Annotated in this window: 12 protein-coding genes; 6 read left to right on the top strand and 6 right to left on the bottom strand. The window is 59.3% G+C overall.

The window, feature by feature from the left end:
* The 5 genes from pcaG to pcaC all read left to right on the top strand — a co-directional run bounded on the left by pcaG (window position 1) and on the right by pcaC (window position 4,767).
* On the top strand, window positions 1-567 hold the full coding sequence (pcaG, locus tag ACZZ0B_RS19415; protein WP_463546023.1) for a protocatechuate 3,4-dioxygenase subunit alpha: 567 nt from the start codon (window positions 1-3) through the stop codon (window positions 565-567).
* A gap of 281 nt (window positions 568-848) precedes the next feature.
* Window positions 849-2,144, top strand: a complete 1,296-nt coding sequence (locus ACZZ0B_RS19410; protein WP_008080093.1) for an MFS family transporter — start codon at window positions 849-851, stop codon at window positions 2,142-2,144.
* A gap of 45 nt (window positions 2,145-2,189) precedes the next feature.
* A complete protein-coding gene (locus ACZZ0B_RS19405) occupies window positions 2,190-3,560 on the top strand; it encodes a 3-carboxy-cis,cis-muconate cycloisomerase (protein WP_463546022.1) in 1,371 nt (456 codons plus the stop codon).
* A 12-nt stretch (window positions 3,561-3,572) separates the two neighbouring features.
* Complete coding sequence (gene pcaD, locus ACZZ0B_RS19400; protein WP_463546021.1) at window positions 3,573-4,361, top strand: 3-oxoadipate enol-lactonase; 789 nt, start codon at window positions 3,573-3,575, stop codon at window positions 4,359-4,361.
* 13 nt (window positions 4,362-4,374) lie between these two features.
* A complete protein-coding gene (gene pcaC, locus ACZZ0B_RS19395) occupies window positions 4,375-4,767 on the top strand; it encodes a 4-carboxymuconolactone decarboxylase (protein WP_008080096.1) in 393 nt (130 codons plus the stop codon).
* Window positions 4,768-4,862: 95 nt separating this feature from the next.
* Here pcaC and ACZZ0B_RS19390 read toward each other — a convergent pair whose 3' ends face one another.
* From ACZZ0B_RS19390 to ACZZ0B_RS19370, 5 genes are all read right to left on the bottom strand, one after another.
* Window positions 4,863-5,669 (bottom strand): methyltransferase domain-containing protein, encoded by an 807-nt coding sequence (locus tag ACZZ0B_RS19390; protein ID WP_440096376.1) that lies wholly within the window; start codon window positions 5,667-5,669, stop codon window positions 4,863-4,865.
* 285 nt (window positions 5,670-5,954) lie between these two features.
* Window positions 5,955-7,214, bottom strand: coding sequence for an OprD family porin (locus ACZZ0B_RS19385; RefSeq protein ID WP_463546020.1), 1,260 nt, complete (start codon window positions 7,212-7,214; stop codon window positions 5,955-5,957).
* A 443-nt stretch (window positions 7,215-7,657) separates the two neighbouring features.
* Window positions 7,658-9,118 carry an efflux RND transporter outer membrane subunit EmhC gene (gene emhC, locus ACZZ0B_RS19380; protein WP_008080101.1) on the bottom strand — a complete coding sequence of 487 codons (1,461 nt, stop codon included), beginning with the start codon at window positions 9,116-9,118 and terminating at the stop codon, window positions 7,658-7,660.
* Window positions 9,115-12,267 carry an efflux RND transporter permease subunit EmhB gene (gene emhB / locus ACZZ0B_RS19375; protein WP_008080102.1) on the bottom strand — a complete coding sequence of 1,051 codons (3,153 nt, stop codon included), beginning with the start codon at window positions 12,265-12,267 and terminating at the stop codon, window positions 9,115-9,117. Before emhB ends, emhC begins: the two co-directional genes overlap by 4 nt.
* Before the next feature lie 3 nt (window positions 12,268-12,270).
* Window positions 12,271-13,428 (bottom strand): efflux RND transporter periplasmic adaptor subunit, encoded by a 1,158-nt coding sequence (locus ACZZ0B_RS19370; RefSeq protein ID WP_463546019.1) that lies wholly within the window; start codon window positions 13,426-13,428, stop codon window positions 12,271-12,273.
* 266 nt (window positions 13,429-13,694) lie between these two features.
* Between ACZZ0B_RS19370 and emhR the strand changes: the two genes are divergently transcribed.
* Window positions 13,695-14,327, top strand: a complete 633-nt coding sequence (emhR, locus tag ACZZ0B_RS19365; RefSeq protein WP_008080104.1) for an efflux system transcriptional repressor EmhR — start codon at window positions 13,695-13,697, stop codon at window positions 14,325-14,327.
* A 233-nt stretch (window positions 14,328-14,560) separates the two neighbouring features.
* On the opposite strand, the gene ACZZ0B_RS19360 is transcribed toward emhR, so the two are convergent.
* Window positions 14,561-15,265, bottom strand: a complete 705-nt coding sequence (locus tag ACZZ0B_RS19360) for a hypothetical protein (RefSeq protein ID WP_463546018.1) — start codon at window positions 15,263-15,265, stop codon at window positions 14,561-14,563.
* Window positions 15,266-15,305 lie beyond the last annotated feature (40 nt).

The raw sequence follows: 15,305 nt of genomic DNA, 5'->3' as shown, positions 1-15,305 counted from the left end.
ATGACGCTGACTGCGACCACGTCCCACACCGTCGGGCCGTATTACCACATCGGCCTGACCTGGCTGAACCGCGAAGACCTTACTGTCGAACAAACCCTCGGTAAGCGCGTGGCGATCACCGGGCAAGTGGTGGACGGCAATGGCGATGTCGTCAACGACGCCATGCTCGAAGTCTGGCAGGCGAATGCTGCCGGTAAGTACGACCACCCGGAAGACGAGCAGGCCAAACCGCTTGACCCGAATTTTGAAGGCTTTGGCCGCGTGCCGGTGGATGCTGAAGGGCGGTTTCGCTTTACCACGATCAAACCGGGTACGGTTGAGGGGCTGAAAGGTTCGACCCAGGCGCCGCATTTGGTGGTGTTGGTATTTGCCCGTGGCTTGGTGAAGCACTTGCTGACGCGGATCTACTTTGAAGGCGAGCCGGCCAACGTTGATGATCCGTTGCTTGAGTGCGTGCCGGCTGAACGCCGCGCGACCTTGCTGGCGAAGAAGGATGAATCGGGTGTTTACCAGTGGAATGTGATCCTGCAGGGCACTGATGCCGAGACGGTGTTCTTCGATTATTAAGATCAAAAGATCGCAGCCTGCGGCAGCTCCTACATAGAGCAGCTGTTGATCTATCTGTGGTGAGGGGATTTATCCCCGACGGGTTGCGAAGCAGCCCCAAAACCTGAAATCTCGGTGCACCAGAAATACCGAGGTTGTAGGGTTTGCGAGTGCTACGCACTCGATCCGGGATAAATCCCCTCGCCACAAAGGCTGGTCAAGAGCTGGGTGATGATCCAATGTGGAACGGGACTGTTGCAAAGTATGTCTAGACTCTCACTGTCCCTATCGAGTGAAAAACAATGACAACCACCACCTCCCATTACACCGGCGAAGAGCGCAGCAAGCGCATCTTTGCCATTGTCGGCGCCTCGTCCGGCAACCTTGTCGAATGGTTCGACTTCTACGTCTACGCCTTTTGCGCGATCTATTTTGCCCCGGCGTTTTTCCCCTCCGACAACCCGACGGTGCAACTGGTCAACACCGCCGGCGTGTTCGCTGCCGGCTTCCTGATGCGCCCGATCGGTGGCTGGATTTTCGGCCGGGTTGCTGACAAGCACGGGCGCAAGAAGTCGATGCTCATCTCGATTCTGATGATGTGTTTTGGCTCGTTGCTGATCGCCTGTCTGCCAACCTACAACACCATTGGCGTCTGGGCGCCGATCCTGTTGCTGTTCGCACGTCTGCTGCAAGGCCTGTCGGTCGGCGGCGAGTACGGCACCACCGCCACCTACATGAGCGAAGTTGCCCTCAAGGGCCAGCGCGGATTTTTCGCCTCGTTCCAGTACGTGACCCTGATCGGCGGGCAACTGCTGGCGGTGTCGCTGGTGGTGATCCTGCAGCAGTTCCTCACCGAAGAAGACCTGCGCGCCTACGGCTGGCGGATTCCGTTTGTGGTCGGTGCGGTGGCGGCGTTGATTTCGCTGTTCCTGCGTCGCAGCCTGAAAGAAACCACCAACGAAGAAACCCGCGCGCACAAAGACGCTGGCAGCATCAGCGCGCTGTTCCGCGATCACAAAGCCGCGTTCATCACCGTGCTCGGTTACACCGCCGGTGGCTCGCTGATTTTCTACACCTTCACCACGTACATGCAGAAATATCTGGTGAACACCGCCGGCATGCACGCCAAGACCGCCAGCTACATCATGACCGGCGCGCTGTTCCTGTATATGTGCATGCAGCCGCTGTTCGGCATGCTCGCTGACAAGATTGGCCGACGCAATTCGATGCTCTGGTTCGGCGCGCTCGGCACGCTGTTCACAGTGCCGATTCTGTTGAGCCTGAAAAGCGTCAGCAGCCCGTTCCTTGCGTTTGTGTTGATCACCGTGGCGCTGGCGATCGTCAGTTTTTACACCTCGATCAGCGGCCTGGTGAAAGCCGAAATGTTCCCGCCGGAAGTCCGCGCCCTCGGCGTCGGTCTGGCCTACGCGGTGGCGAATGCGATCTTCGGTGGTTCGGCGGAATTCGTTGCGCTTAGCCTGAAGAACATCGGCATGGAAAATTCTTTCTACTGGTACGTGACGGTGATGATGGCGATCGCGTTCCTGTTCAGTCTGCGCTTGCCGAAACAGGCGGCGTACTTGCACCACGACCTCTAACCCGATGCGCGCGGGCCGTGATGGCCCGCGCCGGCAAGGATTTTTATGACTCAGCGACCGGGCAATCAATTGTTCGATGCCTACTTCACTGCCCGCGATATGCGTGAGGTGTTCTGCGATCAGGGCCGCGTGCAGGCGATGCTCGACTTCGAAGCAGCGTTGGCTCGGGCAGAGGCGCGGGTCGGGTTGATTCCTGCCTCTGCCGTTGCACCGATTGCAGCGGCCTGCAACGCAGGTTTGTACGACTTCGCCGCGCTGGGCGAGGCGATTGCCACGGCCGGCAATTCGGCGATTCCGCTGGTCAAGGCGTTGGGCAAACAGATTGCCGCTACCGATGCCGATGCCGAGGCTGAGCGCTATGTGCATTTGGGCGCGACCAGTCAGGACGTGATGGATTCCGGGCTGGTGCTGCAATTGCGTCAGGCGCTGGAATTGATTGAACGTGATCTGGTGCAATTGGCCGATTCGCTCGCCAGTCAGGCGCAACGTCATGCTGCGACGCCGCTGGCCGGACGCACGTGGCTGCAACACGCGACGCCGGTGACCCTCGGTATGAAAATCGCCGGATGGCTGGGCGCTGTCACTCGCAGTCGTCAGCGTCTGCGTGAACTCAAACCGCGTCTGCTAGTGCTGCAATTTGGCGGCGCCTCCGGGACGCTTGCAGCACTTGGCGAACAGGCGATGCCGATTGCCGAAGCGCTGGCTGAAGAACTGCAACTGACCTTGCCCGAACAGCCGTGGCACACCCAGCGTGATCGCGTGGTGGAGTTCGGTGCGGTGCTCGGTTTGATCGCCGGCAGCCTCGGCAAATTCGGCCGCGACATCAGCCTGTTGATGCAGACCGAAGCCGCCGAGGTGTTCGAGCCTTCGGCGCCGGGCAAGGGTGGTTCGTCGACCATGCCGCACAAACGCAATCCGGTCGGTGCTGCGGTGTTGATCGGTGCGGCGACGCGGATGCCGGGGCTGGTCTCGACGCTGTTCAGCGCAATGCCGCAGGAGCACGAGCGTAGCCTCGGTCTGTGGCATGCCGAGTGGGAAACCTTGCCGGAGATTTGCTGCCTTGTTTCGGGGTCGCTGCAACAGGCTCGGTTGTTGGCGCAAGGGCTGGAAGTCGACGCCGAACGCATGGCGCGCAATCTCGAATTGACCCAAGGGCTGGTGCTGGCCGAAGCCGTGAGCATTGTCCTTGCGCAACGGGTTGGCCGCGACACCGCGCATCACCTGCTCGAACAATGCTGCAAACGCGCGGTGGCCGAACAGCGCCATTTGCGCGCCGTACTCGGTGACGAACCGCAAGTCACCGCCGAATTGAGCAGCGCTGAACTCGATCATCTTTTGAACCCCGCCCATTACCTCGGTCAGGCGCAAGTCTGGGTCGAGCGTGCGGTGGCTGAACACAACGCATTGTCTGACTGAAAGGAGAGGGCTGTGGCTTTCGTTCAACTCGCCGATGGCGAACTGCACTATCAAATAGAAGGCCCGGTCGATGCACCGGTGCTGGTGCTGTCCAACTCGCTGGGCACTGATTTGCACATGTGGGACGCGCAGATGCCGGCGTTCACCGAGCACTTTCGTGTTCTGCGTTTCGACACCCGTGGTCACGGCAAATCGCTGGTGACACCGGGGCCTTACAGCATTGAGCAACTCGGTCACGATGTTCTTGGTCTGCTGGATGCATTGCACATCGAGCGCGCGCATTTCTGCGGATTGTCGATGGGCGGCCTGATCGGCCAGTGGCTGGGGATCAATGCCGGGCACCGTCTGCACAAGCTGATCGTCTGCAACACGGCGGCAAAAATCGGCGACCCGTCGGTGTGGAATCCGCGCATCGAAACCGTGCTGCGCGACGGTTCGGTAGCGATGGTTGCCCTGCGTGATGCATCGATTGCCCGTTGGTTTACTCCGGACTTTTCCGCGGCGCATCCGGCGGTGGCCAAGCAGATTACCGACATGCTTGCGGCCACTTCGCCTGAAGGTTATGCGGCCAATTGCGCGGCGGTGCGAGATGCCGATTTCCGTGAGCAACTGGCGTCGATCAACGTGCCGTTGCTGGTGATTGCCGGCACCGAAGATGCAGTGACGCCGCCGTCCGGTGGGCACTTCATTCAGGAGCACGTACGCGGTGCCGAGTACGCCGAGTTCTATGCGGCGCATCTTTCGAACGTGCAGGCCGGTGCTGATTTCAGTGATCGCGTATTGGCGTTTCTAAACGCCTGACAAGGGGATTTTCGTGGACGAGAAACAACGTTACGACGACGGCATGCAAGTGCGCCGCGCGGTGCTGGGCGATGCGCATGTCGATCGCAGCCTGACCACGCTGACCGAGTTCAACTCGGAGTTCCAGGAGATGATCACCCGGCATGCCTGGGGCGATATCTGGACGCGCCCGGGCTTGCCTCGGCACACGCGCAGTTTGATCACCATCGCCATGCTGATCGGCATGAACCGCGAAGGCGAGCTGAAACTGCATTTGCGCGCGGCGGCAAATAATGGCGTGAGTCGCGGCGAGATCAAGGAAGTGATCATGCAGAGCGCGATCTATTGCGGGATTCCGGCGGCAAATGCGACGTTTCATCTGGCCGAAGCGGTGTGGGATGAGCTTGGGGTTGAATCCCGCGAGTGACGGTTGAAACCGAAAAAGATCGCAGCCTTCGGCAGCTCCTACATTTGGAATGCGTTCCCCTGTAGGAGCTGCCGAAGGCTGCGATCTTTTGCTCTTCAAACCGTGGCGACAATAAATATCCGCTTGAATGCAAACAACGTATGCCCGTCCGCCTCCTGGGGATACTGCGCGTGCACCCGCATCAGAAAGTGATAAATAAACCGCGCCTGTTCTGCTGAACTCAGCGCTTGCATCACCGGCCGCAGCGCCGACACTTTCACCCAGTCATACACCGGCGATTTACCGTCAACCACCTGCAACTGCTCGGTCTCCCAGATATCCAGCGACGAGGTCATTGGCGCGAGCAATCGGTAGTAGTCCTCCAGCGCCAACAATGGCCGCGCCGCCATGCGCTGGCGCAGTTCCGGCGTGCCCAATGGCGTGCCGCCGACGCCGCCGTCGTCGAGTGTTTCGAGCATCAGCCGATACCACAACGCATCGCGCCAGTCGGGCATATGCGCCGCCAGGCAACCACCCGCGTTGAGTTGACCAAGCAGGTTCGGCAGCAGCGTTTCATGGCCATGGATGAAATGCAGCACAGCGGCGGCAAACAGCAGATCCGCCGGTTGTTCAGGCTGCCAGTCAAGCAAGTCGCACTGTTGCCATGAAGCGTTGATCGGCAGGCCGCGCGCCTCGTCGAGCATCTGCGCTGAGCTGTCGATGCCCAGCAACTGCGCGCGCGGCCAGCGTTCGGCCAACAACCGCGTGGCGATGCCGGTGCCGCAACCGAGGTCAACAATTCGTCTGGGGTTGTGCAGGTGGACGCGGTCGAGCAATTCATTGACCGGACGTTGCCTGAGCTTGGAAAACTGCTGGTACGCCTTGGCGTTCCAGTCAGGGACTGCTTTGAGTCGGGTGATCATGAGGTCGTCCTCTGGTGATCAACAGTGTCTTCCGATGACAGCCTGGCTCAAGTCTTTAGGGGACCAACATCAACAGATAACGGAAGCGGGAAGGGCGTACACCTGAGTCCTTCAGGTTTTTTCACTCTACTCGACGCCCGGCAAAGTGCCATTAATCCAGACCAATGGCATAGCCCCCTGTAGGAGCTGCCGAAGGCTGCGATCTTTTGACGTTGTTTTCAAGATCAAAAGATCGCAGCCTTCGGCAGCTCCTACAGGGATCGCGGGGATCAGATCTAACGGTGTTTAGAGGAGGCTGATCGGGTAGCTGACGATCAGGCGGTTTTCGTCGAACTCGTTATTGCTGAAATCCCGGCGCATGGTCGAGTTGCGCCATCTGACGTTGAGGTCCTTGAGCGTGCCGCTCTGCACGGTGTAGCCCAGTTCCGATTCGCGGCCCCACTCCTTGCCGTCGGTGATCGTGCCGGTGTGTACGTTGTCGCCGCTGATGTAGCGGTTCATCAGGGTCAGGCCGGGGACGCCCATGGCGGCGAAGTTGTAGTCGTGGCGCAATTGCCAGGAACGTTCCTGGGCATTGTCATAACTGGCGTTGTAGCTGTCGTTGGCCAGCGTGCCGCCGCTGGTGCCGTTGACGCGCATCCACGCGCTGTCGCCGGTAAGTTTCTGCAGGCCGACGTAGAAGGTGTTGCCGCCGTATCTGGCCGAGAACATCCCCGACCAGGTCTTGTTGTCGAGATCGCCGGCGCGCGCGCTGCCGTCGTCCTTGCCGTAGAAAAAACCGAGGTTGGCGCCCAGCGTCCAGTCGCCCAATGGCTGACTGTGGATCAAGTTGACGTATTGCTGGCTGTAGATGTCCTTGAGTTCAGCGTTCCATAAGCCGATCTGCGTGCGCTTGTCGTTGAACACATACTCACCGCCCTGAAAGTTGAAACGATCCGAGGTGAACGCCGCTTTGCCGGTCATCGACATGTCGCTCATGCTGCTGTCGTCGCGTGGACTGTTGGCGCGGAACTGGCCGCCGTAGAGGGTCAGGCCGTCGATTTCCTTCGAAGTGATCTGGCCGCCACGGAAGGTTTGTGGCAGCGAGCGACCGTCGTCCGATCGCAGGATCGGCAGCACTGGCATCCATTCGCCGACCTTCACTTCGGTCTGCGAAAGCTTGGCCTTGAAAGCGACGTTGGTGCGGCCGAAGTTATCCGCCGGGCGACCGTCGTGATCCAGTGGCAACAACTGCGTGCCGCCCGTGCCTTTGCCACCATCGAGTTTCACCGAATACAAACCGAGCACGTCCATGCCGAAACCGACCGTGCCTTGGGTGAAGCCGGATTTGGCGTCGAGGATGAAGTTCTGCGTCCACTCTTCAGCTTTGCCTTGGGCCTTGGTCGGGTTGGTGAAGTTGCGGTTGATGTAGAAGTTGCGCAGGTTGAGGTTGACCTTGGCCCCTTCGATAAAACCGGCTTCTTCGGCCGCAGCGGGCAGCGCGATGCCGGCCAGGGCCAGGGCGATCAGCCCGGGAAATGCGTAAGGCGCGGGGGAGGTGGTCATAGCTGGAATCTCTCTTGTTTTTTTAGGGCGAACGGCGGCGCTGCGGCCGTTTTTAGCGGTGCAGAAATACGATGGATTCAGGGGGCGGAGCGGTGGCGATCAGCCGGACGGAGCAGGGCGCGAAAGCATGGTGTCGAACCTGTTGTTATTGGTTTTGTGGATCGAATGGTGCGGGGCGCGGTGGTGGAGATTCAATCGGCGGAAGCGGGTTTTGGGCGATTATCGAACGCAAGATTTGGTCGGAGTTTCGGGGTGAATGTGAGGACGTCATCGCTGGCAAGCCAGCTCCCACAGGTTTTTGTGTCGTTCACAATGTTGGGTACACCACAGAACATTGTGGGAGCTGGCTTGCCAGCGATGGGGCCAGTCCAGACACCACAACTTTCTCAGACACAACAAAAAGCCCACCAATCGGTGGGCTTCTTGTTTTTACCGGATGATGATCAGAACAATCTCATCTTCGGCGCTTCTTCTTTCACCGGCTCGTTTTGCGCGGTCTGCGCATTCCAGCCGCCACCCAGGGCCTTGTACAGGTTGACCGCACTGGTCAGCTGCGCGAGGCGGTCGGTGATCAGTGCTTGTTGCGCGCTGAACAACTGACGCTGGGCATCGAGGAAGGTCAGGTTGCTGTCGACACCGATGCGGTAGCGACGCTCGGCCAGGCGGTAGTAATCCTGGTTGGCCTGAACGAAGTCACGCTGCGCTTGCAGCTGCTCGGTGTAGGTCTGGCGGGCGGCCAGGCCGTCGGCGACTTCCTGGAAGGCCGTTTGAATGGACTTCTCGTAGTTCGCCACGCCAATGTCCTTCTGGATCTTGGCGTAGTCGAGGCTGGCGCGCAGGCTGCCGGCGTTGAAGATCGGCAGGTTGATCTGCGGCGAGAACAGCCATGTACCCGAACCACCCTTGAACAGACCGGACAGGTCCGGGCTCAGTGTGCCCGCGTTGGCGGTCAGGCTGATGCTCGGGAAGAACGCTGCACGGGCTGCGCCGATGTTGGCGTTGGCCGCTTTCAGGTTGTGCTCGGCTTGCAGAATGTCCGGACGACGTTGCAGCAGATCCGATGGCAGACCGGCCGGCACGTCGCTGAGCAGATCATCCGACAGCGGTTTGGCCGCTTGCAGGTTGGCCGGGATACCGGTACCGAGCAGCAGGGTCAGGCTGTTTTCGTCCTGCGCGACCTGGCGGGTGTAACGCGCCAGTTGCGCACGGGCGTTTTCCACCGAGGTGCGCGACTGCGCCAGATCCAGTGCCGAAGCGACACCGACTTCGTTGCTGCGGCTGGTCAGCTTGTAGCTTTCTTCAAAGGCACCGAGGGTGTCTTGGGTCAGCTTGAGCAGTTCCTTGTCCGCTTGCCAGGTCAGGTAAGCGTTGGCGACGCTGGCCACCAGACTGATCTGGGTGCTGCGGCGCGCTTCTTCCGTGGCGAAGTATTGTTGCAGCGCTTGTTCGCTCAGGCTGCGAACGCGACCGAACAGGTCGAGTTCGTAGGCGCTGATGCCAACGGTGGCCGAGTACGAGCTGCTGATCATCGACTCGCCGGTCTGCGAAGCGCGCTCAGGGAGACGTTGACGGCTGCCAGTGCCATTGGCCGAAATCGCCGGGTACAGGTCGGCACGCTGAATGCGGTATTGAGCCGCATACGCGTCGATGTTCAGTGCCGCGACACGCAGGTCGCGGTTGTTTTCCAGGGACACCTGGATCAGCTGTTGCAGGGCCGGGTCGTGGAAAAACTGTTTCCAGCCCTGCTCGGCAGCGGCTTGCGCCGGTGCCTGGGCCGGCGAATACGCCGGCCCCTGCGGGTACTGACCTGCGACCGGAGCCTCAGGCTGCTGATAGTCAGGTATCAGCGAGCAACCGCTCAGCACGAAGGCGGCGACTGCGATGGAGAGTAGCGACTTGCTCATTGGCCAGCCTCTTTAGGAGTTTCTTTAGCATCGTCATCTGGATCGGCGATTTTACGCTGGCCGATGGACGAAACCGTGACGAAGAACAGTGGGACCCAGAAGATCGCCAGGATCGTTGCCGTGAGCATACCGCCAATCACGCCGGTACCGATCGCGTGCTGACTGCCTGAACCGGCGCCGGTGGAGATCGCCAACGGCACAACACCGAGGACGAAGGCCAGCGACGTCATGATGATCGGTCGCAGACGCATGCGGCAGGCTTCAATCGCCGCATCACGCAGACTGCGGCCCTGTTCATGCAGTTCCTTGGCGAACTCGACGATCAGAATGGCGTTTTTGGCCGCCAGACCGATGGTCGTCAACAGTCCCACCTGGAAGTACACGTCGTTGGACAGACCGCGCAGGCTGGTGGCCAGCAGTGCACCGATGATACCCAGCGGTACCACGAGCATAACGGCGATCGGAATCGACCAGCTCTCGTACAGCGCCGCCAGACACAGGAACACCATCAGCAGCGACAGGGCGTACAGCGCCGGCGCTTGCGAACCCGACAGACGTTCTTCATAGGACAGACCGGTCCAGGAGATACCGACACCCGCCGGCAGCTTCTTGGCAATCGCTTCGACTTCGGCCATCGCTTCACCGGTGGAGTAACCCGGCGCCGGAGAACCGAGCACTTCCATCGCTTCCACGCCGTTGTAACGGGCCAGCTTCGGCGAACCGTAGATCCATTCGCCTTTGGCGAAGGCGGAGAACGGCACCATGGTCCCGGCGTTGTTGCGCACGTACCATTTCTTCAAGTCTTCCGGGCTCATGCGAGCACCGGCCTGACCTTGCACGTAAACCTTCTTCACACGACCACGGTCGATGAAGTCGTTGACGTAGCTACTACCGAAGGAGATCGACAGCGTGCTGTTGATGTCGGTCAGGCTCAAGCCAAGGGCCTGGGCTTTCTCGTCGTCGATTTCCAAGTGGTATTGCGGTTCATCGTTCAGGCCGTTCGGACGCACCTGATAGAGCACCTTGCTCTGAGCGGCGAGGCCCAGGAACTGGTTACGCGCTTCCATCAGCTTGTCGTGACCGATACCGGCGCGGTCTTGCAGAAACACGTCGAAACCGGTGGCGTTACCCAACTCCAGTACCGCTGGCGGGGCGAAAGCAAACACCATCGCGTCGCGGAAAGTGAAGAAGTGCTGCTGGGCACGTTGGGCCAGGGCAAACACGCTGTTGTCCGCGTTACGCTCGTCCCACGGCTTGAGCATGATGAACGCCAGACCCGAGCTCTGACCGCGACCGGCGAAGTTGAAGCCGTTCACGGTGAACACCGAGGACACTGCGCCTGCTTCTTTATCCAGCAGGTAGCTGCGCATTTCGTCGATCACCACCTGAGTACGCTCGGCACTCGAACCGGCCGGGGTCTGCACCTGGGCGAACAGTACGCCCTGGTCTTCTTCCGGCAGGAACGCAGTCGGAATGCGCGTGAACAGCCAGATCATGCCGACCACGATCAGCAGGTAAGCCAGCAGGTACGGTGCTTTGCGCGACAGCATGTTGCCAACACCGCGCTCATAGCTCTGCACGCCACGGTCGAAGTTGCGGTTGAACCAGCCGAAGAAACCTTTCTTCGGCGTGCCGTGTTCACCTTTCGGAATCGCTTTGAGCATGGTCGCGCAAAGGGCCGGGGTGAAGATCAGCGCAACCATTACCGACAGCGCCATGGCCGAAACGATAGTGATCGAGAACTGCTTGTAGATCACACCGGTAGAGCCGCTGAAGAACGCCATCGGCAGCAGTACCGCCGACAGAACCAGCGCAATGCCGACCAGTGCGCCCTGGATCTGTCCCATGGACTTCTTGGTCGCTTCCTTCGGTGACAAGCCTTCTTCGCTCATCACCCGCTCGACGTTTTCCACCACGACGATGGCATCGTCCACCAGCAAGCCGATGGCCAACACCATACCGAACATGGTCAGGGTGTTGATGCTGAAACCGAATGCCGCGAGGATGCCGAATGTACCCAGCAATACCACCGGCACGGTCATCGTGGTGATGACGGTGGCGCGGAAGTTCTGCAGGAACAGGAACATCACCAGGAACACCAGCACGATCGCTTCGACCAGGGTTTCAACCACACCCTTGATCGATTCGGTCACCACCGGGGTGGTGTCGTACGGGAACACCACTTCCATGCCTTGCGGGAAGAACGGCTTGAGGTCGTCAATCGTCTTGCGCAGCGCTTTGGCGGTGTCGAGGGCGTTGGCACCGTTGGCCAGTTTCACCGCCAGACCCGAGGCCGGGCTGCCGTTGAACTGCGCGGAAATGCTCGAGTTTTCACCGCCCAGACCGACGTCAGCGACGTCGCCGACACGCACTTGCGAGCCGTCCTGGTTGACCTTCAGCAGAATTGCCTTGAACTGCTCGGCAGTCTGCAGACGGGTCTTGCCGATGATCGTGGCGTTCAGTTGCTGGCCAGGCAGCGCCGGCAAACCGCCGAGCTGACCGGAAGACACCTGAACGTTCTGTGCCGAGATCGCGGTGCTGACATCGCCTGGAGTCAGGTTGTACTTGTTCAACTTGGCCGGGTCGAGCCAGATGCGCATCGCGTACTGGGCACCGAAGACCTGGAAGTCACCGACACCGGCGGTCCGCGAGATCGGATCCTGCATGTTCGACACGATGTAGTTGGACAGGTCGTCCTTGGTCATGCTGCCGTCACGCGATACCACGCCAATCACCAAGAGGAAGTTTTTCACTGCCTTGGTCACGCGGATACCTTGTTGCTGCACTTCCTGCGGCAACAGCGGGGTGGCGAGGTTCAGCTTGTTCTGAACCTGTACCTGCGCGGTGTCGGAGTTGGTGCCTTGCTCGAAGGTCGCGGTGATGGTCATGCTGCCGTCGGAGTTACTTTCCGAGGACACATAACGCAGGTTGTCGATACCGTTGAGCTGCTGCTCGATCACCTGGACCACGGTGTCCTGCACGGTTTGCGCCGAAGCGCCCGGGTAGGTCACGGAGATCGCAATGGCCGGAGGCGCAATGCTCGGGTACTGGTTGATCGGCAATTTCAGGATCGAAAGTGCCCCGACCAACATGATCACCAGGGCAATTACCCAGGCGAAAATCGGACGGTCGATGAAGAATTTTGACATGAATTACTCCCCTTTGCCGCCGGCGGCTTTGTCAGCTGCCTGAGCGGGGGCCGGGTTCTTGTTGCCGACATTGGTGGCTTCGGTCGGGTTGACCTGAACACCCGGGCGCACGTATTGCAGGCCTTCGGTGATCAGACGGTCGCCCGCCTTCAAGCCGTCTTCAATCAGCCACTGGCTGCCGACGGTGCGGCTGGCCTTGAGCTGACGCAATTCGACCTTGTTGTCGGCGCCGACGACCAGTGCGGTCGGGGTGCCTTTGAGGTCGCGGGTCACACCTTGTTGCGGCGCCAGAATGGCCGCGGCGTTGACACCGGCCTGCAACTGGGCGCGGACGAACATGCCCGGCAGCAGGGTGTGATCCGGGTTCGGGAACACCGCACGCAGAGTCACCGAACCGGTAGTCGGGTCGACCGTGACTTCGGAGAATTCCAGCTTACCGTCGAGCTTGTACTGGCTGCCGTCTTCCAGGGTCAGTTTGACCGCTGCCGAGTTTTCGCCGGACTTCTGCAGACGACCGCTTTCCAGCTCGCGGCGCAATTCCAGCAGTTCAACCGATGACTGGGTGACGTCGACGTAGATCGGGTCCAGTTGCTGAATGGTCGCCATCGCGTCGGTCTGACCATTGCTGACCAACGCACCTTCGGTCACCGAAGAACGGCCAATGCGACCGGAAATCGGCGCGTAGACCTTGGTGTAACGCACGTTGATCTGCGCGGTCTGCAACGACGCTTCCGATTCCATGCGGTTGGACACGGCGGTGTCGTATTCCTGGCGGCTGACAGCCTGCTCATCGACCAGTTGCTTGTAGCGGTCGGAGATCGACTTGGTCGAACGCAGGTTGGCTTCGGCGCTTTTCAGGGTCGCTTCATAGACCGACGGATCGATCTGATACAGCTGCTGGCCGGCTTTGACATCGCCGCCTTCCTTGAACAGACGTTTGAGAATGATGCCGTTGACCTGTGGACGCACTTCAGCGATGCGGAACGCACTGGTGCGACCTGGCAGCTCGGAAGTGAGGGTAAACGCTTGTGGTTGCAGGGTGACGACGCCGACCTGAGGGGGCGGAGCGGCCGGTGCCGCTTCTTCCTTTTTACATCCGCTGAGCAGCGATGCCAGGGCGACGGCAGTGACCAGAGCGGTAACAGCTGGCTTGAATTGCATGAAGATCCTCGGGTCAGGCGCGCGAAAAGCGCACAAGAAGTGTGGAAGGGTAAAAAAATGATGCCGGGTGGATAAGTAGCTTGCTAAGTAATATACTTACGTTCATGGTTGTTTGTAAACACCTTGGCGTCGTACCCACCCTGGTACAAAACACGTCGCAAGGTTTGAAATTGTAGGCCGGGGAGCCGATTCACGAGAGATCGCCCCCACTTTATTCAGCGGATATTCAGCCATCCCTGAAACATCCTGTTTGAGGTTTTACTGCCATGGTCCGTCGTACCAAAGAGGAAGCTCAAGAAACCCGCAGCCAGATTCTGGAAGCGGCGGAGAAAGCCTTTTATGAAAGGGGTGTCGCTCGTACGACGCTGGCGGACATCGCGACCATGGCCGGCGTGACGCGCGGCGCGATCTACTGGCATTTCAGCAACAAGGCCGACCTGGTTCAGGCCATGCTCGACAGCCTGCATGAGCCGCTGGATGAATTGGCCAAGGCCAGTGAAAGCGAGGACGAACTTGACCCGCTGGGCTGCATGCGCAAATTGCTGATTCATTTGTTTCATCAAGTTGCGCTGGACCCGAAAACCCGGCGTATCAACGAAATTCTGTTTCATAAGTGCGAATTCACCGATGAAATGTGCGATTTGCGCCAGCAGCGCCGGACGGCCAGCCTCGATTGCAATCTGCGTATCGGCCTGACCTTGCGTAATGCGGTGAATCGCGGCCAGTTGCCGGAAGATCTCGACACTGCCCGTGCGGCCATCAGCATTCATGCTTATATCGATGGCCTCCTGTATGGCTGGCTTCTGGCACCGGACAGCTTTGAGCTGCATGCCGAGGCCGAGCGTTGGGTCGATACAGGACTGGATATGCTGCGCTTGAGCCCGAGCCTGCGCAAATGAAAGTAATGACAGCCTTCGCAGGTGAACAGAGTTTTACCACGTGAGGGGTTGAGCAAGAGTGCATTTATATACGCTCGGTTTGTCCGTTGACAGCCGGATGCCGGGCTATTTTGTAGGAAAATTGTTGCCCGGATATGATCGTACGGGCCGCATCCGGCAGCTTGCGCGGCAATACGCGAACAGCCGATGCAAAAGTGCCCCGTTGCGAGGCACCTGTCAGTGTCGTTGATCTGTCAGCCCAGTGTGATGGCTACCGCGTAGCTGTAAGGGCGATTCGGCAGCGCGCGCGAGATTTTCGAACTGCAGCGCAAGGCCTTGCGTCCCGTCGAAGCGACTTTATGCTCGCGATGAGGAATGGTCGGTGGCGAGAACGAAAACGTAGAGTACTTTTTCTTGAGTTTCAGTAGCGTCGAAAACTCGAAACCGTACGACTCGCTTGCATACGAGAAACCATGATTGATCGTTGTCGGGCCTTTGGTTTTTGAACTGACTTTAACCACCGGTATTTCGTGGCGCAAAGTAAAGCTCATGGTTTGCATGGGCTCAATGTCGAAGTCGGAAGTGGCTACGCGGCTGTGGTCCCAGTTGGCATGGCGCAATGTGAACACTTCGTTGGTGTTGTTATAAATGTTGAACAGGATGCTCGTACAAGAGCCAATGCGCGAAATGCTGTTCCATTCATCCTGTTCCGCATCATTGGCCTGCTTGAAGTGGTCGAGGAGGGCCGCAGGGATCTGTGATTTATCCTCGAGGGCGAGCACTTTCTCAGGAGAAAGGCCCGCCAGGGCAGTCTGCAGAATAGCCGCGGCGAACGGGTTGATCTGTGCCAGTGCAAACACCAGTGTCGAATTCACCGAAGCGAGGTCGACCTGCTCAATGATTTCGTATTCTTCGAAATCTTCGTAGTCATCAATGTTGATACCGGTATTACCTTCCATGGTGCAGCTCCTTTTGATGTTTGAATAAAACTATCAATCA

Source organism: Pseudomonas sp. AC247 (genome assembly GCF_979258015.1).
The sequence above is the reverse complement of the archived record's forward strand: the minus strand, read 5'-3'. Positions and strand labels throughout refer to the sequence as shown.